This is a genomic window from Virgibacillus dokdonensis (genome assembly GCF_900166595.1).
In the GTDB taxonomy this organism is placed as follows: Bacteria; Bacillota; Bacilli; order Bacillales; family Amphibacillaceae; genus Virgibacillus; species Virgibacillus dokdonensis.
On the sequence record NZ_LT745763.1, the window covers coordinates 2,926,606 to 2,951,906 of the forward strand.

At 37.4% G+C, this 25,301-nt stretch carries 19 protein-coding genes; 7 read left to right on the forward strand and 12 right to left on the reverse strand.

Translation table 11 applies throughout. The features are described 5' to 3' along the window. Positions 1 to 264: 264 nt before the first annotated feature. Complete coding sequence (locus B2C77_RS15335) at positions 265 to 2,445, reverse strand: DNA topoisomerase III (protein ID WP_077705566.1); 2,181 nt, start codon at positions 2,443 to 2,445, stop codon at positions 265 to 267. Positions 2,446 to 2,798: 353 nt separating this feature from the next. On the opposite strand from B2C77_RS15335, the gene ytaF reads away from it, so the two are divergent. Then, a complete protein-coding gene (gene ytaF, locus B2C77_RS15340; protein ID WP_077705569.1) occupies positions 2,799 to 3,416 on the forward strand; it encodes a sporulation membrane protein YtaF in 618 nt (205 codons plus the stop codon). A gap of 405 nt (positions 3,417 to 3,821) precedes the next feature. Here ytaF and B2C77_RS15345 read toward each other — a convergent pair whose 3' ends face one another. After that, positions 3,822 to 4,613, reverse strand: a complete 792-nt coding sequence (locus B2C77_RS15345) for an SDR family oxidoreductase (RefSeq protein WP_077705572.1) — start codon at positions 4,611 to 4,613, stop codon at positions 3,822 to 3,824. Positions 4,614 to 5,367: 754 nt separating this feature from the next. Here B2C77_RS15345 and B2C77_RS15350 point away from each other — a divergent pair. Beyond that, complete coding sequence (locus tag B2C77_RS15350) at positions 5,368 to 6,231, forward strand: CvfB family protein (protein WP_141130742.1); 864 nt, start codon at positions 5,368 to 5,370, stop codon at positions 6,229 to 6,231. A gap of 98 nt (positions 6,232 to 6,329) precedes the next feature. On the opposite strand, the gene B2C77_RS15355 is transcribed toward B2C77_RS15350, so the two are convergent. Further along, positions 6,330 to 6,614: a hypothetical protein gene (locus B2C77_RS15355; RefSeq protein ID WP_077705577.1), complete on the reverse strand. Its 285-nt coding sequence runs from the start codon at positions 6,612 to 6,614 to the stop codon at positions 6,330 to 6,332. 369 nt (positions 6,615 to 6,983) lie between these two features. Between B2C77_RS15355 and B2C77_RS15360 the strand changes: the two genes are divergently transcribed. Then, positions 6,984 to 7,772, forward strand: a complete 789-nt coding sequence (locus B2C77_RS15360; RefSeq protein ID WP_077705580.1) for an HAD family hydrolase — start codon at positions 6,984 to 6,986, stop codon at positions 7,770 to 7,772. A gap of 451 nt (positions 7,773 to 8,223) precedes the next feature. Here the strand turns inward: B2C77_RS15360 and B2C77_RS15365 are convergent, their stop codons facing one another. From B2C77_RS15365 to B2C77_RS15375, 3 genes are all read right to left on the reverse strand, one after another. Continuing rightward, on the reverse strand, positions 8,224 to 8,751 hold the full coding sequence (locus B2C77_RS15365; RefSeq protein ID WP_077705583.1) for a chromate transporter: 528 nt from the start codon (positions 8,749 to 8,751) through the stop codon (positions 8,224 to 8,226). Continuing rightward, entirely contained in the window at positions 8,748 to 9,329 is a 582-nt protein-coding gene (locus tag B2C77_RS15370; RefSeq protein ID WP_077705585.1) for a chromate transporter, read from the reverse strand. The genes B2C77_RS15365 and B2C77_RS15370 overlap by 4 nt, the downstream gene beginning before the upstream one ends. 223 nt (positions 9,330 to 9,552) lie before the next feature. Beyond that, positions 9,553 to 11,166 carry a gamma-glutamyltransferase family protein gene (locus B2C77_RS15375; protein ID WP_077705586.1) on the reverse strand — a complete coding sequence of 538 codons (1,614 nt, stop codon included), beginning with the start codon at positions 11,164 to 11,166 and terminating at the stop codon, positions 9,553 to 9,555. Between the two features lie 464 nt (positions 11,167 to 11,630). Between B2C77_RS15375 and B2C77_RS15380 the strand changes: the two genes are divergently transcribed. The 4 genes from B2C77_RS15380 (at position 11,631) to B2C77_RS15395 (ending at position 17,165) form a co-directional block, all read left to right on the forward strand. Then, positions 11,631 to 12,080: an Lrp/AsnC family transcriptional regulator gene (locus B2C77_RS15380; RefSeq protein ID WP_077705589.1), complete on the forward strand. Its 450-nt coding sequence runs from the start codon at positions 11,631 to 11,633 to the stop codon at positions 12,078 to 12,080. A 170-nt stretch (positions 12,081 to 12,250) separates the two neighbouring features. Next, positions 12,251 to 13,996, forward strand: coding sequence for a sensor histidine kinase (locus B2C77_RS15385; protein WP_077705592.1), 1,746 nt, complete (start codon positions 12,251 to 12,253; stop codon positions 13,994 to 13,996). Positions 13,997 to 14,470: 474 nt separating this feature from the next. Continuing rightward, on the forward strand, positions 14,471 to 15,199 hold the full coding sequence (locus B2C77_RS15390; RefSeq protein WP_077705594.1) for a LytR/AlgR family response regulator transcription factor: 729 nt from the start codon (positions 14,471 to 14,473) through the stop codon (positions 15,197 to 15,199). Positions 15,200 to 15,710: 511 nt separating this feature from the next. Then, a complete protein-coding gene (locus B2C77_RS15395) occupies positions 15,711 to 17,165 on the forward strand; it encodes a carbon starvation CstA family protein (protein ID WP_077705597.1) in 1,455 nt (484 codons plus the stop codon). A gap of 152 nt (positions 17,166 to 17,317) precedes the next feature. Here the strand turns inward: B2C77_RS15395 and dhaM are convergent, their stop codons facing one another. From dhaM to B2C77_RS15425, 6 genes are all read right to left on the reverse strand, one after another. Beyond that, the gene (gene dhaM, locus B2C77_RS15400) at positions 17,318 to 17,698 is read right to left on the reverse strand and encodes a dihydroxyacetone kinase phosphoryl donor subunit DhaM (protein WP_073012906.1); all 381 of its coding nucleotides are present in this window, start codon (positions 17,696 to 17,698) and stop codon (positions 17,318 to 17,320) included. Further along, the gene (gene dhaL, locus B2C77_RS15405; protein ID WP_077705600.1) at positions 17,695 to 18,321 is read right to left on the reverse strand and encodes a dihydroxyacetone kinase subunit DhaL; all 627 of its coding nucleotides are present in this window, start codon (positions 18,319 to 18,321) and stop codon (positions 17,695 to 17,697) included. The genes dhaM and dhaL overlap by 4 nt, the downstream gene beginning before the upstream one ends. Positions 18,322 to 18,333: 12 nt before the next feature. Then, positions 18,334 to 19,329, reverse strand: a complete 996-nt coding sequence (gene dhaK, locus B2C77_RS15410; RefSeq protein ID WP_077705603.1) for a dihydroxyacetone kinase subunit DhaK — start codon at positions 19,327 to 19,329, stop codon at positions 18,334 to 18,336. A gap of 544 nt (positions 19,330 to 19,873) precedes the next feature. Then, positions 19,874 to 21,370, reverse strand: coding sequence for a glycerol kinase GlpK (gene glpK / locus B2C77_RS15415; RefSeq protein WP_077705606.1), 1,497 nt, complete (start codon positions 21,368 to 21,370; stop codon positions 19,874 to 19,876). 10 nt (positions 21,371 to 21,380) lie between these two features. Further along, positions 21,381 to 22,211, reverse strand: a complete 831-nt coding sequence (locus tag B2C77_RS15420) for an MIP/aquaporin family protein (RefSeq protein ID WP_303046185.1) — start codon at positions 22,209 to 22,211, stop codon at positions 21,381 to 21,383. A 518-nt stretch (positions 22,212 to 22,729) separates the two neighbouring features. After that, positions 22,730 to 25,096, reverse strand: a complete 2,367-nt coding sequence (locus tag B2C77_RS15425) for a penicillin acylase family protein (protein ID WP_077706939.1) — start codon at positions 25,094 to 25,096, stop codon at positions 22,730 to 22,732. Positions 25,097 to 25,301 lie beyond the last annotated feature (205 nt).

Below are 25,301 nucleotides of genomic sequence, written 5' to 3' on the forward strand. Positions count from 1 at the left end.
TGACAACTCAAAAGAAGTTTTTATTATGCGAACATATAGCTACCAAATGTTAATGCAACTAGATGTGAGGATGTAGCGCTGAAAATTATAAAGAGCAAAAGATGATCCCATTGAAGCTACAAAACAAATGGCAAATGAGAAGCGACCTAGCAAGGTGAAAACACTCGAAAAATCCCATCAAGCACTAGATGAAAAGCGGTATAAATAAGCATTTAAGAACAACAACCTTGTGATAAAAGCTATCACAAGGTTGTTATAGCTCATTTATTTCTTCAACTTTAGTTTTGCCAGCTGTTCTGCTAATGCATTATTAGCAAATCCATCATCATCCTGCTTTTTCAAGTATTTATTAACTTCTTTTCTCGAAACATTATGCTTTTTCTCTCGTTCTTTTCTTGTCTGGAAAGTAGATAATTTTTCTCTATGCCCACATTTACAAGTGAAAATTTGCCCTTCTCCTTCTCCACGAAGTTCCAGACGTTTATGGCAGTTAGGGCAACGAGCGTTTGTCTGCTTGGCAATATTCTTTCTATGTCCACATGAGCGATCTTGACAGACTAACATTCTCCCTTTTTTATTGGATATTTCCAGCATGAGTTTTCCACAATCTGGACATTTTGTTCCCGTCATATTGTCATGTTTGAATTTTTCCTGACTGGATTTAATTTGCCGAACAACTTGTTTTGTGTAGCCTTTAATTTCAGAAATAAACTGCTCTTTCTTCGCTTTTCCTTCTGCAATTTGACTAAGCTTTTGCTCCCATTCGGCTGTCAATGCCGGGGAACGTAAATCTTCTGGTACTAATTCAAGCAGTTGTTTGCCAGTTGAAGTTAAATAGATATACTTTCCTTTCAACTCCATGTACATGTTATGAAATAATTTTTCAATAATATCTGCGCGTGTGGCGACCGTACCAATCCCACCCGTATCTTTTAACGTATGGGCTACCTTTGTATCATACGTATTCATGTAACGAACAGGGTTTTCCATTGCTTGTAATAATGTACCTTCTGTGAATCGTTCTGGTGGTTTCGTCTCTCCTTGTGTTAACGTATAACGAACAGGGTGAAGTTGCTGTCCCTTTTCTATAGTCGGTAATTGTTGTTCATCTTCTTCTATATCATCCGAGAAGTTGCGCTGATATAATTCCTTCCAGCCTTGTTTCTTAACCATTTTCCCTCGTGCAACAAACTTTTCACCCTTTGCTTCAGCGATAATTGTCGTTTGTTCATATTCATGAGGATCTGATAAAACTGCCAAAAACCGCTTTACAACTAAATCATAAATTTTTCGTTCTTTATCATCAAGATCCGAAAGCATAACAGATTGTTCGGTAGGAATAATCGCATGGTGATCTGTTACCTTCGCATTATTTACAACTGATTTTGGTAATTTTAAATCTTTACGCAAAATCTTGTTAGCATGACGAGCGTAAGCATCTACGCCACACGCTTTTACGCGATCTTTTAATGTAAAAACGATATCTGTTGAAATCACACGTGAATCTGTTCTAGGATAGGTCAATACTTTATGCTGTTCGTATAGTTTTTGCATAATAGACAAAGTTTGCTTACCAGAAAATTGAAACATTCGGTTAGCATCACGTTGTAATTCTGTTAAATCATACAATTGTGGTGCAGATTTTTTCTTATAATTTTTCTCAACATGCACAATTTGTAGCGCTTCATTGGTTATTTTCTGAATTATTTTTTCAGCTGTTTGTTTAGAGAAAAGTCGTTTATTATTTTTTTCATCTTGCCAAAGAAGCGAAAACTCTTTGTTCGTTTTTGCTTCTATTCCATAGTATGTTTTCGGTTGAAACGTTTTTATTTCCTTTTCTCTTGAGGCTACCATCGCTAAGGTTGGTGTTTGCACACGACCAGTGGATAGTTGGGCATTAAATTTTGTTGTTAAAGCTCTTGTAGCGTTAAGACCAACATACCAATCCGCTTCAGATCTTGCGACGGCTGAAGCATATAGATTTTCGAATTGTTTCCCCGGTTTTAACTGTTTAAATCCATCTTTAATTGCTTTATCCGTTACAGAAGAAATCCATAGGCGCTTAACAGGTTTTTTCACATTTGCTTTTTCCAACACCCAGCGAGCTACTAACTCTCCTTCTCTTCCAGCATCTGTAGCAATAACAATTTCATGAACATCTTTTCGATGAAGTTGTGTTTTTACAGCTTGGAATTGCTTCCCTGTTTTTTTAATTACCGTCAATTTTAATTCTTTCGGCAGCATCGGAAGGTCTTCTAATTTCCATGTTTTATATTTTGCATCATAAGCCTCAGGATCTGCTAACGTCACAAGATGCCCTAGCGCCCATGTGACGATATATTTTGAACCTTCCATAAAACCATTTCCTTTTTTATTGCATTGCAATACACGGGCAATGTCCCGTCCTACAGAAGGCTTTTCTGCTAATACTACTATTTTACTCATATTTAAAATCCTCTCTAACGTTACCTATTTTTCATCATAACATAAAAGCGAGTTTCTTTGACACTCCAACCCTTAAAGGCATAAGCTTCGGAAAAATGTGTACTTGCACAGCTAGTGAGGAGAAAAGTTATTCGTCTTAGAAAAACTTGATTTATCTCCAAATTTTTATGGAGAAAGCCTAATTTTTGCTTAACCTATAAATCCTAAAATTTTTATACTTACCTGTAGCGCAAACAGAATATGCAGTGAATATAAAGCGTATGATTTATCACGAGGTATTCAGAAGTTGGATACGCACAACAAATAACATCGTACATACAATATTTTTAGAACAATGCAAAGGAATTGATGCTATGCTATTTTATACAGGGTTAATTCTATTAGTAATTGCGGTAAGTTTAGACAGCTTTAGTGCAGGAGTTGTTTATGGTATGCGTAACATTCGTGTCCCTTTTAATGCTCTTTTCATTATTATGGTATGCTCTGGAGTTATCGTATTTGTATCTATGACTATTGGTAGTATGTTTCTTACTGTCCTTACACCAGATATTGCAAGTATGCTCGGAGGAAGTATCTTAATTGTACTAGGTTGCTTTGCTTTTATTAACTGTTTACGTTCAAAATCGGACACGTCGAATCAAAACCAGAAGCGGAAACAAAATATTTTAACAACTGTTTTATCTACACCTGATAAAGCTGACTTGGATCGTTCTGGTATCATTTCACCAAGTGAAGCGGTATTGCTTGGCTTTGCTTTAGCTCTAGATGCATTCGGCGCTGGGATTGGTGCATCCATGCTAGGATATGCCCCTATTCTAACCGCTTTGTTAATTGCTTGCATGAGTGGCGCTTTCTTATACCTAGGTTTAACAGCAGGCAGAATACTAACGAAAAATAGGCATATGCAACGACTCACCTTTCTTCCCCCGCTATTACTCATTACACTTGGCATAACAAATTTAGTTCATTAACTTTAAGATGAAGTCGAAAGCCGTTTATCTATTTAAACACTGGCATTGTGATGAATTCATCCCTCACGGAAAATATATGTCACTTTTACACGAGTGGCGGGTGACCCAGTTCATTCTAATCGCATTGTTGGGTCTCACCGCCGCCTATAGAAGTCTACCTATATTATCACATCGTCCAATCATCTCTGAGGTTAATAAACTAAACCGTCACACTGTAGCTATTCTTTTCTATGAATATTTCTGCAAATCCAAACTTAAGTGTACTTTTTTATAAATTCAAGCCATACGTGTACTTATTCACTTGCTTAGTAATGACCTGCTTGATTTCGTAATATCATCCACTTCCTCTCAAATGCTTTTCATACAGTTTAGTTTGAATTTAGGGAAACCATACATTTATTTTATCTACAATGCTTTTACAAGCCCGCCATCTACGATTAAAGCTTGACCTGTAATATACGTATTTGCTCCGGAAGCTAAAAATACAATTGCTTTGGCAAATTCCTCTGGCTTACCATAGCGCTTCATGGGAATATTTTGTTCAGCTTTAGCCATGATATCTTCTGGCGATGTTTGCAATTTATCTGCTTTTTTCTTGTTTAAATCAAGAACCCGATCTGTTTTCACAGAACCTGGACCCACCGTATTAATTAATATATTGTCTTCACTTAGTTCTTGAGCTAACGTTTTGGAAAGACCAACTATACCTGGTCGCATTGTATTAGATAAAACTAGATTGTCAAGTGCTTGCTTAATAGAAGAGGAAGCGATATTGACAATCTTCCCACCTCCATGCTGTTTCATATGCGGAACTACTTCACGAATCGTTCTTACAAAACTAAGTAAATTTAATTCAAATGCATGATACCAGCTTTCATCATCCATTTCGAGAAAACTTCCTGCTGGCGGACCTCCAGCATTATTAATGAGAACATCTACCTTCCCTTCTCTTTCTACAATAGAGAGAATCATTTGCTTAATTGCATCCGCATCTTTCATATTGCATACGTAGTATTCCACGTTTGGATTAGCCGTAGCTTCTTTTATTTCTTTTACAGCCCTCTTTAAGTTTTCTTCATTTCGGCTACTAATAAACACAGTTGCTCCTTCTTTTGCAAACTCTGTAGCAATCGCATTTCCTAACCCTTTACTTCCAGCAGTAACTAGCACGGTTTTGTGTTGTAATTGCATATCCATTAATCATGCTCCTTTTTATCATGGCTTTTAAGTATTAATCCTAATTTCCCCACAACAATGGGTTACTTATACAAGTTTTTCTCTTTCAGTACACGAAGAAACTGTTTATATAAAAGTAAGCTACAAAATTTCTAAATTATAGTATACCTAATATGAAGCTACTTTTCCTCTTCTAGATCACATGCAAAATCTTTTTCAGAAATTCATAATTGACAAAACAATAATAATATGATAGTATTTATTAATTGTAATGAAGTGGCATATAAGCATTGGCATTCTACTATGTTTTTGACCATGCTTATTCACACTGGCGCGACTTCGGGGTCGCAAGGACGTAAGAGCAGGTAGGGCTTACGTTGCTTAAGTTAGAGAACATCCAGTGGAAAGATTACCGCGGTTATAGATGAAATTAGCATGAATCATATTTTAAATGAGTAACGTAATAGTTGTTTAGAATTGGCATCCATGAACACATTACTTCAACTATCGCATCTTTTAGTTGGATAGTTACCTTCGTACGTAACATCTGATGACTATTTCAAACGTACTGAAATTAATGATGAATTTCTCACTCGATTCCTATCGAGTTATTATAAGACTTATGTGTTACTTTGTAATATAAGGGGTACTCTAAGATGGGTACCCCTTTTCCAATACATATCACAATAACTTGCCTTATGGCAAATCTTTACGGCGAAGCTAATACGATAAACCCTACAAATTTATATTATAGTGGAAAAAAGGAGTTAAAATGATGCATCATTTAACTGGAACTATTCAGAACTTGCTAGTTGAAAGAAGGATTGATACTGGTTATGTATTAAGCCACAAACAGAATGAGGTTTTATTACATCATCAAGAAACAAATAAGGAATTAACGCCTGGGGAAGAAATAGAAGTATTTTTATATACAGATAAGAAAGGGAAGGTTGTAGCTTCTACACAACTTCCTCACATACAAATGGATAGCTATGGATGGGCGACTGTCAAAGAAGTAATACCTAATCTTGGCGTATTCTTGGATATTGGAACAACGAAAGAAATACTTGTTTCTAAAGATGACCTCCCTCTATACGAAAACGTATGGCCACAAATCGATGATTGCTTATATGTAACGTTGGGACGAGATAAAAAAGGAAGGTTACTTGCTTTTCCTGCTACAGAATCCGTAATTTTACAAGACATAGAATCTGCTCCAGAAGAATTATGGAATACTCCTATCTCTGGTACAGTGTATTTCACTAGCAAAGAAGGTTCGGCAATAATTACATCTGAACATTACCGAGGTTTCATTCATTACACCGAACGCAAGCAAGAACCTCGATTAGGAGAGCTTGTCACAGGAAGAGTAATTGAAGTAAAGACCGATGGAACGTTAAATATCTCCCTTCGTCCAAAGAAAAAAGAAAGCATGGAGGAAGATGCAAAACAAATTTTAGACCATCTTCAAGCAAATAATGGCTCTATTCCATTTGATGACAAAAGTGACCCAGAAGATATACGAGCTACTTTTCACATTAGTAAGGCAGCTTTTAAACGGGCACTCGGTAGGCTAATGAAGGAACACAAAGTCGAACAACATAATGGCTACACTTATTTGGTCCAAAAAAAAGTATAGATAAACTTGCTTTACGGTGAAAGCTACACACTAAACCCTAAGAGCATACTTTTCTTTAGTACAAACAAAAAAGAGCGAAAAAGTATCGCTCTTTTTTGTTACGCTTTTACATTTGCATACGTGTCAGTTAACGCTGTAATAATGAGGCCAATCGCTGCAGCAAATAATGATGCAATGCCCCATCCCCCTAAACCAGCGCCCATGATTTCTACTTTTCCGATTACGGAAGCTAACATAAGAAACACCAACCCAGTTAAACCTATTAAAATACCTGGGAAGTAACCTGTATAGCTTTCCTTTGAAGTCGCTTTTAGTAGTATCAGACTAACTGCAACTACTGCAACTGCTAATATTGCACCAATTGTAAGCACCGATTGAAACATTTCTCTCACCTCATACATAAATAGCTACTGAATATAGTCTACAATTGAACAGGTATAAAGTCAATAAGTCTAACTCTTTTTTAGAATGCGTTTCCATATAAAGGACGTCTTCATTCAGTCAAGTTTTCTAACACAATTAACGGAAGTTACATCTATTATAATACAAGAGTAGTTTCGTTTTCATTCTAATTAAGTAAATTCATGTATGAGAATAAAAAGCTTATGGAACAATTATATTAATTATTTAAAGCACTGTGTACGTACCATTTTCCAGTACAAAGCTTATGTATCGTTGACAAATAATACAATCATTTCAATAATAGATAGGATGATACCTTCAAAAATTAATAAAGGAGAAATGAACCAATCATGACATACAAAACGCTATTCTTGGACATTGATGGAACTATTTTAACCCCAAACCATACTTACACTGCCTGTACAAAAGACGCAATTAAACAAGTACAGCAACAAGGTATACTCGTCTTTATTTGTACGGGAAGACCTTTACATGAAGTAAAAGAATTAGGTGAAGAATTGGGAGTAGAAGGGTACATAGGCTACAATGGAGCTTATGCAATTTATGAAAACCACATACTTGTTAATAAACCAATGGATAAACAAATATTAGAACAGTTTTTAGCTTTAGCAAAGCAAAATCACCATGAATTAGTTTGTTATACAAAAGATAAAAACTATTACACTTCACTGTCACATCCTGTCATCAAGAATTTTGTAGACGTTTTTCAACTTAGAAACAACCAACTTTTAACTACAGATGTACACGAACAAATCCTAGGTTCCTCTATAATTAATGTTTTACCAAGTCAAGTACAGGCTTATGAAGAATTAGATACAGACATCCACTTGTCAGAAGTAACCGTAAATAATATATCAAATTGCTATGATATCATTCGTCAACAAGTTAATAAGGGAGAAGCGATAAAAAGCGTGCTGCAGCATTTAGATATAGAGCCACGTCAAGCAATCGCTTTTGGTGATGGAATGAACGATAAGGAAATGTTACAAGTCGTAGGGGAAGGGTTCGCGATGGAAAACAGTAACCCTGAGCTATTTGCTTATGCCAAGTACAGAACTACTTCTGTAGAAGAATCAGGTATATACAACGGGCTTAAACAACTGCAACTTGTGCGATAGAAGGAAGCTCTAGCTAAGAACTCGGATATCCCCAAGCATTCAGAACAAAGGATCGGGGCGCACGTTTAGCAACGTAGCGAATGAAACGAATCAACGAAATATTTAGGAATCATGTCACTAAAACAGGGGTATGCCGACGTCGGGCGGCAAGCCCTTTTTAGTCGACCTTCCTCTTAGCGACGAACCGATGATGACTTATCGTAGGGCAATTTCATGAAGTTGCTTTTTTGCTGGGCGATGGAGCTTATTTCGTTATACACAAGCAACTCATTTTATACTTTCTTACCTTTTAACAAAACCCTTCGCTGTGCTTATATGTTAAAGAAGTGAATCTTCCATATAAGACGTTTAGGTACTGTTAGCTCCCAGTTCTTAAAGTAGGAACACCTTATACTGACGCTAACGCTCTGTCCATCATGCATAGCTTGCAACACAAACTCATGCTATGCTTTTATAACAAAAAGCCTCCATAAACCAATGCACCACCAATAACAAATGCGGGATGCAATTTAAATTTTTCCATTAATAGATAACTAATTAAGCTCAACAGTGCTGTTTGGAGCAAACCTATGTTAACGTAAGATTCACTAAAAAAACGCCAGGCCATAACACCAAGCAGGATACCGATAACTGGTCTAACATATAAGGTCATCCGTTTTACTTTCGGAGAGTCTTTATATTTATATAGAATGCTTAATAAAATAATAACCAAAATCAAGGAAGGCGCTACAGTTGCAAACACTCCAACAGATGCACCCAGCGGTCCACCTACTTCATATCCTATATAACCTGCCATTTTTGTAGTGATAGGTCCAGGTAACGAATTGCCAAGTGCTAAAACTTCACTAAACTGTTGGACATCCATCCAACCGTAACGAGAGACGACCTCATTTTCGACAAGTGGTATAGAAGCAGGACCTCCACCGTACCCTAAAATCCCTGGAATAAAGAAAGCAAGAAATATCTCCCAATATATCATGATGAATCACCTTCTCTTTCCGATAGGTGCGTTTTCTCTCTTTTACGATCTTTTTTTACAATCGCTAAGAATAATAAAACTCCAATAAGAATACCAGGATGGATATTGACGAATTCTAATAGGACAAAAACGCCAACGAGCATAGATCCTGTGGGAACCCACCCCATACCTTTTCCAGCTTTCTGAATGAAATGCCAGGTTAATACTGCAAGCATTACTCCAACTACTGGAATTACAGCTGCTGTCATCCCTTGTACCCAATCATAACCTTTAATAGATGAAAGGGAAGATAGTAATAAAATCATTAAAAAAATCGTAGGCAAAATCGTTGCTAGTACAGCATTTATGGTTCCTAAAATGCCAGAAACACGATATCCAATATATCCTGCTAGTTTCGTTGCGATTGGTCCAGGTAATGTATTGCCAAGTGCTAATAAATCACCAAATTCTTCATCACTCATCCACTTATATTTATCGACCACTTCTTTATGAACGAGCGGAATGGAGCTAGGGCCACCGCCATAACCTAATATACCTACTCTGAAAAAAGCTACAAAAATATTCCATTGTAATTTCATAAGTCACGTACCTTTTTGTAAAATTAACCTCCGACTCATACAACCAGCTAAACTATATGATGAGAAGGTTGAAATATCTTATGGAATCAATCATCGCTTACTAACCGCTAGGTAAACGAATAAGAACTTTGAGTGCTGTTAGTAAGTTGCTCCCCATTCTTTAAGCGAAGTCTTAAAGCAACTTAGATTAGTATAATATGAACCTATGTTTTCTACCTCTATTTTACCAAGCAGCTATCGTTCCATCCGCCCTCGATTCTGTACCACCAATCAACACACCAGTGTCTGGATTTCTCCAAATAATTTGCCCTCTTCCAAAGTTATTTGGTTCTAGCTGTACTTGAATACGATGTCCTTTTTCTGCTAACTCCAAAGCAATATGATGTGGAAAACGATCTTCGACTTCAACTTGCTTATCTTTTATCCACTGCCACCGCGGTGCATCTAGTGCGACTTGTGGGTTCATTTGAAAATCAAGCGTATTCATAATCACTTGCACATGGCCTTGCGGTTGCATAAATCCTCCCATCACCCCAAATGGTCCTACAGGCTGATTATCTTTAGTCATAAAGCCAGGTATAATGGTGTGATAGGTTCTTTTCCCACCTGCAAGAACATTTACATGGGAAGGATCCATCGAAAAATTGTGACCTCTATTTTGCAAAGCAATCCCTGTGCCAGGAACTACAATACCAGAGCCAAATCCCATATAATTGCTTTGTATAAATGATACCATATTCCCTTCCTGATCGGCAGTAGCTAAATAAACAGTACCACTTAAGGCAGGCTCTCCAGCTTCTGGTTGTAGTGCATGATCTCCTATTAACCCTCGGCGGAGCGCCCCATATTCTTCACTTAGCAACTCACTTACTGAATACCTCATATATAATGGTTCAGATACATGTTTCTGTCCATCTGCAAATGCTAGTTTCATAGCTTCGATTTGCTTATGATATGTTTCAACATGATCTTTCTCTTCAAAATGAAATCCTTTTAAAATGTTCAATGCTTGAAGAGCAATAATCCCTTGGCCGTTCGGTGGTATTTCCCAAATAGAGTAACCTCGGTATTTCACATGGATCGGTTCCACCCATTCCGGATAATAGCTAGCTAAATCATCATTTGTTAGAAAACCACCACTTTGCTTGGAGAATTGATGAATACGCTCTGCTAATTCTCCACGATAAAAAGACTCCCCGTAGCTATCTGCTATTTCCTGTAATGTCGTTCCATGGTTTGGTGCGTACCATATTTCGCCTGCTGCAGGTGCTTTTCCTTTAGGTGCAAAAGTTGTAAACCATTCTTTAAATAAATCGTCTGTCAGTTTCCATTCATAAACTTGATAGGCCTTTTTCCAAAACCTACTTAATATTGGCGAAACCGGAAATCCTTCATATGCATAATGAATTGCAGGCTTTAAAACTTCTTGCAACGAAAGCTTACCAAACTTTTTAGATAACTCTGCCCAAGCGCTTGGAGCTCCAGGAACAGTAACTGGAATCCATCCATATTCTGGAATATCCTTATAACCTAACTCCTTGACAGCATCCACGGAGATATGTTGAGGTGATTTTCCACTTGCATTTAAACCATGTAACTTCCCTTTTGTCCATACTAATGCAAACGCATCTCCTCCAATACCATTCGATGTCGGTTCTACTACAGTTAGACATGCCGCCGTTGCAATAGCAGCATCAATCGCATTGCCTCCTTGTTTTAATATTTCAAGCCCTGCTTGTGCGGCTAACGGCTGCGAAGTTGCTACCATTCCTTTTTTTGCATATGTAGCTTGACGTGGGACAGCATAAGGATAAGTTTGCCTTTGAAAAAATTCCATAACTATTTGACTCCTTTTTCATAAACGTTTTTAATCTTTCTAAATCGATAAAAAATGAAGTTTCATCCAGGGTATAAGGTACAATAAAACTCCACATCAAGAAATGGAAGATGTGAGCTGGACAAATCTAAGAGAAAGATAGCAGTTTTAAACTTATTCCTAAGACCTTGAGGTAATACCATCAAGGTGCTAAACAATCAGCGGAAAGATTCCTTTTATACGAATGGAGCAATTTTAAAATTATTTAAATAATAATAAACAATAATCCCGTTGTCAACCCAATTACATTCATTAATAAACTTTTTAACTATAATTACAAACATAAAAGGTCTAAATAGCAAAAACAACTTTCATTTCGTTACATTTAACACTATATATAGGAACTCATTACACATCGTAATTTTCTTACGTTGTTATTTTTGTTAAAATAAATAGGAATACAAAAAATTAGTAGGAGCTATGATATGAAATTGGATCATATAGATAAAAAATTACTAGAAGCTTTAACCGAAGATGGTAGGTTATCCTACGTTGAATTAGCAGAAAAAGTCGGGCTATCACGAGTAGCCGTAAAAGACCGCGTTCAAAACCTAAAAGATAAAGGAGTTATTGAAAAATTTTCGGTTGTTATTAACTCCGAAAAATTTGGCAAGCAAGTCTCAGCTTTTTTTGAAGTAGATGTAGAACCTATGCAATTACAAGAAGTTGCTCAAAATTTAGCTGATAATCCTCAAGTAGCAAGCATCTATCAAATGACTGGTCCTAGTACATTACATATGCATGTACTAGTTGAAGATTTTCAAAAATTAGAAGCTTTTATCAATGAAGAATTATACTCTGTAAGCGGAATCACTCGCGTCGAAAGTTCGATTATTTTAAAGCGTTTTAAAAGCCGAACTGGATTCAAACTGTAGTTTTGCTTATTATATCCTATATTATAAAAAGAAGTTCACCTTTCACTTCCAAAACTTAGAGGAAACCAAAACCATCTAAAAAGCAGTAAAATACACATCACCACATTGTTTAAGCTTAAAGTTATTTGTGAAATTTCCAACATATCGTTACAAATGAAAAGAGGGACAACATGTTTGACCTACTAGTTATGATGTTAGAGCGACTCGGTATTATTGTCATGATCGCTTTTTTACTTACACGTCTACAATTTTTTCGCAATATGATTTCACAACATACATTAAGTCAAAGCCAACAATATAAGGCTATGCTTTTCTTTGGCTTATTTGGCATTATTGGTACATACACGGGATTAATTTTTAATACAGGTACTTCTGAAATTGAACGTTGGCGAATTGGGATTGAGCCAGATGAAGCAATTGCGAACTTTAGAGTTATCGGCGTCGTTGTAGCAGGACTTCTAGGTGGTTATAGAATTGGCATAGGCGCAGGAGTTATTGCTGGTGTTCATCGTTTCCTACTAGGAGGCTATACGGCGTTAAGCTGTGGAATTGCTACCATTATTGCGGGTTTTTTCTCCGGATATTTTCACAAAAAACAAAGCCACCATTCATTACCAAAAGTATTTACAATTACCGCAACGGCAGAAATCATCCAAATGTTGCTTATTCTGCTTTTGGCAGGGTCATTTGAACAGAACATTCCTTTAGTAGAAGTTATTGGCTTGCCTATGGTAATTGCAAACGGCCTGGGCGGTGCTTTATTCATGCTCATTATTCAAATGGTCATTCAGGAAGAAGATAAAGTTGGTGCAGTTCAAGCGCAATTAACTTTGCGTATTGCTGATAAAACACTTGCCCATTTAAGAAAAGGACTAAATGAACAAACGGCGCAAGCAGCCTGTAACATCCTTTATCAAGAGATGAACGCTATTGCTGTTTCCATGACGAATGATAAGGAAATTCTCGCTCATGTAGGGTTGGCTGATGATCATCACAAACAAGGGAATCAAATTCAAACACAAATCACAAGGGATACCATTCATTCTGGAGAATTAATCGTTGCTTCCGGGCAACAAATCCATTGTAGCCATGATAATTGCCCGTTAAAAGCCGTCGTTGTAGCTCCATTAAAACAACGAGGAAAAACCATTGGCACGTTAAAATTTTACTATCATTCCAAAGAAGATATTAACCGTCTAGTAAGAGAGATGGTAAGCGGATTGGCAAAACTGCTAAGTAATCAATTAGAGATTGCCCGTGCCGAAGAAGCGTTGCAATTAGCAAAGGCATCAGAGATTAATGCGTTACAAGCACAAATCAGACCCCACTTCTTATTTAACACGTTAAATACGATAACGTCTCTCGTACGAATTGACCCGATGAAAGCAAGAAAATTACTTGTATCGCTTTCCCATTTTTTAAGACAAAATTTAACTGTAACGACAGATCAAGAAGTTACCATCGATCAAGAATTAAAGCATGTACAAGCCTATTTAGATATTGAGCAAACACGTTTTCACGATCGCCTACACGTGGGGTATCACATTGATGACGATTGCTTAAAGGAAACAGTGCCTCCATTAATTTTGCAACCAATTGTTGAAAATGCAATGAAACACGGCTTAAAAGATAAAAAGGAAAACGCAAATATTATTATACAAATTTATATTAAGAATAATGCTACACATATATCTGTTACAGATAACGGAAAAGGAATACCGAATAAAGAAATGGACCGTATTGGTCAAAAAGTGGTTCCATCTAAATCCGGTACAGGAATGGCTTTATATAATATTAATCGCAGACTAACCATGAAATTTGGCCCATCAGCGAAGTTAGTCATCACTAGCAAAACACATGAAGGAACATGCGTGCAATTTTCAATTCCGAGAACAAAGGCGCAAGTGCCCGTTTAGCAACGTAGCGACTGGAACGAATCAACCGAGATAAAGGAATCACGGTGAGGAACGAACCAATGATGACTTATCGTAGGGCGATTTCGTGAAGTCGCCTAGTTGCTGGGCGCTGGAGCTGGACGTGGCTAAATAACTTAGTAAGTTTATCCACAGCTGCAAAATTTTATAATTTCCTAGACGAGAACAAAGGCGCAAGTGCCCGTTTAGCAACGTATCAAGTGGAGCGAATCAACGAAAGATTTAGGAATCACGCCACTAAAACAGGGGTATGCAGACGTCAGACAGCAAGCCGATTTTTAGTCGGCCTTCCTCTTAACCACGAACCGATGATGACTTAGCTTAGGGCAATGGAGTGAAGTCACCTAGTTGCTGGGCGCTTAAGCCGGACGTGGCTACTCGGTTGTTTTGCGATACACAAAGCGCCTCATTTTATAATTTCTGGACAATAAGAAATAGACAGACGGAGGAATATTCATGAATCGCACCATTAAAACTTTAATTGTAGATGATGAAAAATTAAATCGAGAAGAGCTTATTTATTTACTAAATAACTTCCCAAATATTGAAATTGTGGGACAAGCAAATTCTGGAGAAGCATGCATCATGGAAACCATGAAAAAGAAACCTGATCTTGTTTTTCTTGATGTAGAGATGCCAGAAATGGATGGAATGGAAACAGCTGCTTCACTAAAAGAACTTAAACACCCTCCATTATTAGTATTTGCTACAGCGTACCCTCAGTTTGCTGTCCAAGCTTTTCGATATGAAGCCATTGACTATTTATTAAAGCCGTATGATGAAAAACATTTAGAACAAACGATTTCTAGAATTGAAAAAACGTTATTTCATGTAGAAGAAAAGGAACAAGAGGTTGCTAATAAATTGGGGATTGAAAATGAAGATGGCGTTATATATGTAGACCCTACTGAAATACTCTACTTGCAGAGCGTAGACAAACAAGTCAAGATCGTGACCAAATCTAAAATATTTTTTTCTAAAAAAACTTTAAAGGATTTAGAAAAAAGATTAAGCACCTTTCGTTTTTTTCGCATTCATAAAAGTTATGTTATTAATCTTCATTATGTAAGCAAACTCACTCCATGGTTTAATGGCGCTTATAATTTACAGGTCTTCGGCAGAAATGAATCTTTACCAGTGAGTAGAAATTACGTAAAATCCTTACGCGAACAATTAGAACTTTAAACAATTTTATTTTTGTCACCTTCTCATAGAAAGTGAATCTTCAATCAGCAGGGAGAATTGTTTATAAACGCACAAGGAAGGTAGATAGTAACCGCTGATGGGCTCGCTCAGCCTCCTTGTTGGAAAAGCTTGGCTTGTCGCCAAGTCTTATGGCGACAGCCTTTGGTTTTCTTATACTATAAAACAAAAAAACCTTATACTTTCCGATAGTGAAAAAAAGCAGTTCGCTTTTTTTCCTGCGGGATCTTACATTCCCTTATACTAAGGCAAGATTGGCTACTACAAAACGTCTATATCTTCTTTATTACTCTTAACATAGTTTACTTGATTATACTATTTTCTCATATTCCATCTCACGTATTTCCTAAACTGTTCATCCCTTTCACGTTAATCTAAAATCAAAACATGTTAGCTAGGAAAACTTGCATGTTATCCTGAATTCCCCCTTTAAAAACGGTTTCATATTACATTAGGAGTGTAAACGAATTCAACGAGAAAGGGATGACGTGATATGTTTACATTTATAGGAGGAATTATATTATTAATTATAGGTTATTTCACACATGGTAAATTTATTGAAAAAGTTTTTGGAGTTCAACCAGACAGACCAACACCAGCCATTACGAAACAAGATGGCGTGGATTATTTGCCATTAAAACGGAACAAAAATGCCATGATAGAGTTAATTAGTATTGCAGGCGTCGGTCCCATTTTTGGGCCCATCATGGGAGCTTTATATGGACCAGTAGCATTTCTTTGGATCGTTATAGGTTGTATTTTCGCAGGAGCAGTGCACGATTATTTAACAGGGATGATTTCCATTCGTAATGGCGGAGCACATCTACCACAACTGGCCGGAAAGTTTTTAGGAAAATATATGAAACATATTGTTAACATATTTTCCGTTCTGCTTCTACTACTAGTCGGTACCGTTTTTGTTAGTTCTTCCGCTGGCCTAATTTTTGATTTAGTAAATGGATCAATTGCACTTGTAGCACTTATTGTCATTATCTTTGGATACTATATCCTATCCACGATGTTACCGATCGATAAATTAATTGGGAAGTTGTTCCCGATATTTGGTGCATTTTTACTTATTGGAACATTAGCGTTAGGTATTAGCCTTGTTATCAATCAAGCGCCAATTCCAGAAGTATCTTTAACCAATTTACACCCTGAAAATACACCCATATTTCCGTTATTGTTTCTAGTTATTTCATGTGGTGCTTTATCTGGATTTCATGCAACACAATCACCAATTATTGCTAGAACGACAAAAAATGAAAAAGAAGCAAGAAGTGTCTTTTATGGCATGATGATCGTAGAAGGAATTATTGCTATGGTATGGGCCGCCGCAGCTATGAGTTTATTCGGTGGGACCGTTACTTTAAATGAACTCATTAACACCATCGGAACGGGTGGGATTGTAAGTGAAGTTGGCACGATGATGCTTGGATCCATCTTGGGATCTGTTCTTGTATTATCCATTATTTTTCTTCCACTTTCATCTGGTGACACGGCATTTCGCAGTGCACGCATGATCATTGCTGACTACTTTCATGTATCACAAAAGAAAATTACGAAACGTTTAATCATCGCTCTACCATTATTTTCAATATCCGTTATTTTAACAAATATGGATTTCACCTTGCTTTGGAGATATTTCTCTTGGGCCAATCAATCTTTAGCGGTTATTGCATTATGGGTAGCATCCATGTATTTATTTATTGCCAAAAAGAATTATTTCGTAGCCATGATTCCAGGCATTTTCATGACCTATGTAACTACAGCATACATCCTAAATGCTCCAATTGGATTTAGAATACCAATGAATATAACTTATATACTAAGCGCAATAATCACAATTGGAATAATTGGCTTATTTTATAAATATGCACGGCAAAATGCAAGAAATGGGATGAAAATTGAAGAAAGCGTTGCTGTTTCTCCATCTAAAGCAGCTTAATAACTTCATAAATACTTTAGAACCCGTATTTCCAAATAGTACGGGTTCTTTGTTAAATACGATACACTTTTAAAATCCAACATCTTATGAAATTTGAAAACAATATTGCCCTCTTTACTTTAGTAAGCAAGAGGGCTAAAAGAATATTTTATTTATTTTTCAGGGAAAGAACTGCGTACAGCTTCATAGACATCATCCACGTTTTTGCCCATACCCGATTCTACTGCGGCAACATATGCTCCTTCTACAATTGGCGCTTCGACTAATTTAATGTCTTCTTGATCAGCTATTTCCATAGCCATTTCAGCATTCATTTTTGCACTACCAAGATCATAAAATAATAGTACGCCGCTTCCGCTATTTGCTTTTTCTATGGCACTGTTAATTTTTTCAATACTCGTACCTATCTCATTGTCCTCCGTTCCTCCAGCCACTTCAATAGGAACTTCTTTCATCACTTGACGAATCAATTCTTTAGCTCCTTCAGCAATTTTATGGCTATGAGAAATCAACACAATACCTACATAACTCATGCTTTACTATCTCCTTTCCACACTTCTGCTAGAGCTTCAAAAATAAAATAAGTAGAAGCTGAACCTGGATCTTGGTGTCCGATCGTTTTTTCTTTAAAATAGGCTGCTCGTCCCTTGGTTGCGGTCATTGCTTTAATTTTTTCAAGTGCAGCATCCGCGCTGGCCATGAGTCCATCAGGTGTCGAATGCTCATTATCTGTAAAATAATGTGCGATTGATGCCCACATATCAACCATAGTTTTCTCGCCTTCTTCTGCTTTACCACGTTGTTTTAACCCATTTACTGCTTCATTTAATGCAGAGCTGAAACTAGTTTGGTCTACAAGTTCTTCTCCTTTTAGTTTCGTTGATAGTTTAAGGAAAGCAGTTCCAAATAGGGGACCTGAAGCGCCGCCTACTTTCGACATTAACGTCATCGCCACATCTTTGAAAACTTCAGATACATTCGTATAAGTAGCTTCTTCCAATTTTGAAGCTACTTCTTGAAACCCTCTAGCCATATTTATTCCGTGGTCACCGTCTCCAATAGGCTGATCTAAAGCCGTTAATTCATCTTTGTTGGTTTGCATTTTTTCATTTGCTCGTTGCATCCATTGAACTGTATTCATTACATTTAGTTGCATTTTTATTTCCTCCTAATTGCGAAATGCAGGTGCTTCAGACGGAGCTTGTAGTAAAGATTTTAATTCGTCATCTAGCTTTAGCAAAGTAACTGAACAACCCGCCATTTCCAACGATGTCATATATTCTCCTACAAATGTTTGAAATACTTCAATACCTTTATCTTTTAACAGGCTTTGCACCTTTTTATTAACAATAAATAGTTCCATTTCCGGAGTAGCACCTAAACCATTAATCATTACAGCTACTTCTTGTCTTTTTGGTATGTCTATATCAGCGAAAATTCGTTCTACTAATTCTGTAGCAATGTCATCAGCAGAAGCGATTTGCTTTCGTTCAATTCCTGGTTCTCCGTGAATACCTATTCCTATCTCCATTTCATTATCATCTAACTGAAAACTTGGCTTCCCAGCAGCTGGGACAGTGCCAGAAGTTAACGCCATTCCCATGGAGCGCACATTGGCTACAACCTTATCAGCAACACGCTTTACCTCTTGCAATGAAGCGCCACTTTCAGCCATAGCCCCAGCTATTTTATGAACGAGTACGGTACCAGCTATACCCCTTCTCCCCGTTGTAAACGAGCTATCTTCTACAGCAACATCATCATTTACAATTACTTTTTCTACTTGAATACCTTCTGCTTCAGCTAACTCTGCAGCCATTTCAAAGTTAAGTACATCCCCTGTATAGTTTTTAATAACGAGAAAGACGCCTTTTCCTCCGTCTGCTGCTTTAATTCCTTCAAATACCTGGTCAGGTGTTGGCGATGTAAAAACTTCACCTGCAACTGCACAATCTAACATACCTTTTCCAATATATCCAGCATGAGCTGGTTCATGACCGCTACCCCCACCACTCACTAAACCAACTTTATCTTCTACAGGAGCATCTTTACGAGCGATGACAAGCGTCTCAGGAATTACTTTTAATTTGGACGGATAAGCAGCAACTAGACCTTGCACCATATCTTGTACAACTTCATTTGGATTATTAATAATTTTTTTCATTGCTTCATTCCTCCTTAACTCTATTGTAGTAAAATTTTTTTACACTTGGAAGGCTTTGGAATTTTTGTTTTCAACAATCTTGTGTATAAGTACTTCCCTTAAAAGGTATTACTTTTCGCGCCTTAGAAAAATTGGTTTGTCGCCAAGTCTTACGGCGAAGCCTTTGTTTTTCTTATACTATAAACCCGAACAAAGGATCGGAGCGCCCGGTTAGCAACGTAGCGACTGGAACGAATCAACTAAAGTTTTAGGAATCATGCCCCTGCAACAGGGGTATGCCGACGATGGGCGGCAAGCCCGTTTTTAGTCGGCCTTCCTTTTTAACACGAACCGATGATGACTTATCGTAGGGCGATTTCGTGAAGTCGCCTAGTTGTTGGGCGCTGGAGCTGGACGGGGCCCATTCGGTTATTTGGTTACGCCATAGCATCACATCTTATACTTTCTTATCTTTCAAAAAATCTTATGCTTTCCTGTAGTGTAAAAAGAGGTCATGCTTACCCTTAAGATAATCCTGACCTCCTTTTTTATACATTTTATACGATTATTTAAAAACTCTTGTCGCTTCTACAGCCTTTTGCCAGCCAGCATATAATTTTTCACGTTCTTGTTTGCCCATGTTTCCATGAAACGTTTTTTCTACTTCCCATTGACGGGCTATTTCATCTTTGTCTTTCCAATAACCTAACGCTAAACCAGCTAAATATGCAGAGCCTAATGCTGTCGTTTCCTGAATGACAGGACGTTCAACAGGTACTTCATCCAAAATATCACTTTGAAATTGCATTAACAAATCATTTTTAACGGCTCCTCCATCCACACGTAACGTTTTTAAATCTAATTGTGAATCAGCAACCATGGCATTAATAACGTCTTTAGATTGATACGCTAAAGATTCTAGTGTTGCACGTATGAAATGACTTTTTGTTGTTCCACGAGTTAGCCCAAATACAGCTCCTCTAGCATCGCTATCCCAATAAGGTGTGCCTAAACCTACAAAGGCTGGGACCATATATACGCCATCCGTGTTTGGAACATTTTTGGCAAACAGCTCACTTTCCGGAGAATCTTCAATGAGTTTTAACCCATCTCGAAGCCATTGAATAGCAGAGCCAGCCACAAAGATACTGCCTTCTAATGCATACTCTACTTTACCGTCTACTGCACAAGCCAACGTAGTTAATAAGCCATGGTCAGAAGCTACACCCTCTTCACCTGTGTGCATAAGCATAAAGCAACCTGTACCGTACGTGTTTTTTACCATTCCTTTTTCAAAGCACGCTTGCCCGAATAATGCTGCCTGCTGGTCTCCAGCGATACCTGCAATTGGAACTTCTTCACCAAAGAAATGATAGGATACCGTATGTGCGTATATTTCTGATGATTGTTTCACTTCAGGTAGCATGCTTTTCGGGATGGTTAAAATTTCTAATAATTCATCATCCCACTGGAGATCATAGATATTAAACATCAATGTACGAGATGCATTCGTATAATCGGTTATATGTGTGGTTCCAGCAGAGAATTTATAAACGAGCCAGCTATCAATCGTACCAAATAATAATTCTCCATTTTCCGCCTTTTTTCTTGCACCTTCTACGTTATCCAAAATCCATTTTACTTTCGTACCGGAAAAATAAGGATCAAGAAGCAATCCTGTTTTCTTTCTAAACAATTCATTGTGTCCAGCTTCTCTAAGTTCCTTACAAATATTTTCTGTTTGACGAGATTGCCAAACAATGGCCCGATAAATTGGTTTGCCTGTTTTTTTATCCCAAACCACAGCAGTTTCACGTTGGTTTGTTATTCCAATACCGGCAATTTGATTCGCTGCTAAATCAGCTTTACGTAATACATCTGCTATACAAGCTAGTACAGATGTCCAAATTTCATTTGCATCATGTTCCACCCAACCTGGTTGAGGAAAAAATTGTTCAAACTCCCTTTGTGCTGTCTCGACAATTTCCCCTTTCTGATTAAAGATAATCGCACGAGAACTTGTCGTACCTTGATCAATTGACAAAATATATTTATTTTCCATTATTATCCCCCTAAGCGTTATGATTATTTATTTTAGCAGAACGCTCTCCCTTCGTCTCCATGCTAACTGCCCCTATTATAAGTAATGCAATAACAACACTTAATATCCAGAAAACAGCAGTGAATTCACCGATAAATAGTGCATCGTAAAAAAATGCTCCATATATTCCACCTAAGATTGGACCTACGATCGGAACCCAAGCATATTTCCAATCGGAAGAACCTTTCCCCGGAATCGGAAGTAAGGCATGAGCAATACGTGGCCCTAAGTCACGAGCAGGGTTAATAGCGTAACCCGTTGCCCCACCTAATGACATACCTATTGCTATAATCAATACCCCAACTATAATCGGATTTAAACCTTCTGTAAATTCATTTGCTCCAATAAACAAAAGCCCTAAAACGAGCACAAATGTACCAACCATTTCACTCAATAAGTTTGCAAGCGGACTGCGAATTGCTGGTCCAGTAGCAAAAACGCCTAGCTTCGTAGCTTGATCCTTTGTTTTTCTCCAATGGGGTAAATAATTAATAAAAACGACCGCCGCACCAATAATTGCCCCTATGATTTGCGCCGTTACATACATCGGTACTTTAGACCATGGGAATTCTCCAATAGATGCGAAACCTATCGTAACAGCAGGGTTAATGTGTGCAGGAGAGTAGTTCCCGACTGCATAAACCCCAAAGGCAACTGCCAATCCCCAGGCAATCGTAATAACGACCCACCCAGATCCTTCCGCTTTGGATGACTTTAAAGTCACACCACCAACAACACCACCACCAAGAATAATGAGAATCATCGTACCAATTAATTCAGCTAAAAATTCTGATTCAGCCACCATAACACCCCTTTGATTTAGACTACATTAATTATGGGCTTTAAATATAAATTTCTTTCAGTGAGAGCTTCTATCTAGTTGTATACTTCTAATGTTGCTATCTTTACATTCACTCACTCCATTCTCATGACGGAGTATACTGAGAAGCCTTTCTCCAAACCACTAATAGAAGCACTAGCCTTTTCTAGCTCTCCAATTTAAAATATCAGAATTATTTTAATTTTACAGCATACGAAAAAAATCCACACCTTTATATGCATATCATTCCCTCAAGAATTATACTATCATAAAGTGTGGATCTCCTATTCTCCGCCACATAATTAACTTATAGGTTTATATTACTTCACAAAGAAAGCGTTGTCAATATTTTTTTACTGCTTACCTTGGTCATAAAAGAACTCCGATTATCGTTCTTTTATATTGACAGAAACTTATGTTTTCTACAACATGACATAAATCTGTAAAAATATTTTAGGAATTAGGTTGCTAAAGTTTATTCCCCGGGAAATATTCTTCATTTACGGGTACAGTGTCAATTGCTCTCCTGTCATACTATCCAAATAGGTTGTATGATAATTCCCCTTCACCCAATCTGGTAATTGATCCTGATACAACCGACTTTTCACGTGACCTGATTGTCCAGGTGAAACGATATGGTAGCCTTTTGATGGGGTTGCCATATCTATTACAAACCGCCAAGAAGCACCATGATCTACAATCCCTGTTTCTTCTTCAAAACTTGCAGCCATTGGCGTTACACTGCTTCCATCTACTGGAATAGGACCTTCTTGATTAAAAATATACTCTAAAACAGGATGAACGTTGGAAAGAGGGTGTTCAAAGTAGACGCGATGGTAATCTCCCCATTTCCACTCTGATATAGTCTCCCCATATTTTTCTTCTAACTCCGTAATAGACTGTTGTAATGAATCCAATAAAACTTGTTGTAAACCTCCATAAGTTTCTAACCATGCAGACGGTTCTCCTTTAATTGCTTTTCTTAATAAAGTATCTGTCGAATGTCCCTTCCCTTTAAATAGATCTAACATGGAATCTGGTATTTCTTGATAAATGGTCTTTTCAATATTTTTGTGCCAATGATGAAATAGTAATGGCTGACTAGCAGAAGCATCATCCTTATAATCCCATTCATCTAAAAGACAGAGTGCTTCTGTAGCTTGTTTGGATAGTTTTCCCCCTTCTAATAATTGTAAAAATGAAGGTGTAAGTTCTTTTGCTTGCATGTTAAAGCTATCCATTTGTAAATCCTGCATGCCTTGAACTGTTATTTCCTCCACACTCTCTAATACTTCTGCAATGCGTTCATAGCGATACGGTTGCGCCCATACATTACTTATATGGTACGGATAATCTTCTGTCGTTATTTTGTTGTTAGCAGTCGCAATATAACCTTTTTCTGGATTAATCATTATAGGAAGCTCATCAAACGGAATATAGCCACGCCATTCATTTTCTCTTTGCCAACCTGGAAGTGGGAGCAAGGCATCTTTTCCGTTTTCATAAACTGGAATATTTCCATTTGCCTTATAAGCTATTGTTCCGCTTTTAGAAGCAAAGACAAAATTTTGTGCGGGGGCTAAGAACTTTTCCAATCCCTTTTCAAAGGATTCCCAGTTCTTCGCTTTATTTATTTGTAAAATAGCCTCCAATTCCGTCGTTGCTTCTAATGCAGTCCACTTGAGTGACAGAACATTTTCCTCCCCACTATCTTCAACAAATTCGGAGATAACAGGACCATGCCTTGTTTCGACTACTTCATAATCAATCGTTGCTCCGTCTTTCACAGCAATCGGTTCCTGAATAATACTTGCTTTTTCCCACTCCCCTTCAAATAAAAACGTCGCTTTAGAATAAGGCTTTCTTTTTTCAAGGTATAATTGTTGCACATCTGGTCCTGTGTTGGTTACTCCCCACGCAATTTGTTCATTATGACCTAATATAATTCCTGGAACTCCTGCAAAAATAACACCGCTTACTTGTTGCGTTTCGGTTTGCAACTGCATTTGAATCCAGATAGATGGAGTCGCTAAGCCCAAATGTGGATCATTTGCTAACATAGGGAATCCAGAAGCTGTTTTCTCACCAGAAACGACCCAATTATTGCTCCCATTAAATGCTGGCGGAATAATTGCTTGAGATAGTTTATCTTTTACAGAAACATATTTTTCTTTCATAATAACAGGCTTTTCTTGAGGATAAGATGGAAATAACTCGTATGCTTTTTCTTCTCCAAATTGTTGTAGTAAATAGTAATTGAACGCTTGCTGCTCCCAGTGACCACCCAAATCAAATGCCATGTATTTACCAATAGTTAATGAGTCTAGTGGTGTCCATTTTTCTGGTTCAAAGCCCATTAATTTAAATTCAATTGGTAGCGTATTATCTTCCTTCGCTTGTTGCATATAGGCATTGACCCCTTTGGCAAACGCCTCTAATACTTCTTTTGCTTCATCGCTGTAAAGGTCGTAAGATTTCTCAGCTGCTCTTCTTAGTCCTAATGTACGAAAATATTTATCTTGATCAACAGCTGCCTCGCCTGCTACCTCACTGATCGTACCGGATGCCTGTCTGCGGGACATTTCCATTTGAAATAACCGATATTGTGCTTGGACATACCCTTGTGCTGCATATAAATCATGTTCATTTTGCGCCTGTATCTTTGGCACGCCATTAGCATCCGTGATCACGTCCACCTTCTGCTTTAAAACGGAAAGCTGAATGCTTCCCTCTGTTTTTTCAACCAAGCGATCCAAGTAAACAGTAACAACAAAAAAAGCGATTACTAAAATGAGTGTTATCATTCCAAAAATAATGATTGTTAATTTCGTTTTCTTTCTTGTTTGTTTTATGGTCTTTTCCTCCATTCTTTCTTCCACTTTCCTCCCCTGCCTTCATTTAAGATGTAATTTTTTATCTATTGAAAAATATTTATCACAAAAAAAGATCTATAGACCTTTCGAGATACATGTTTTTCTTCGTCTACTACATGCACTTTTACGCTAACGTGTATTAAAAGCTTAAGCATGTTGTCCAGCTATGTCAGAAAACAAAAAATTTATTCATTTCATT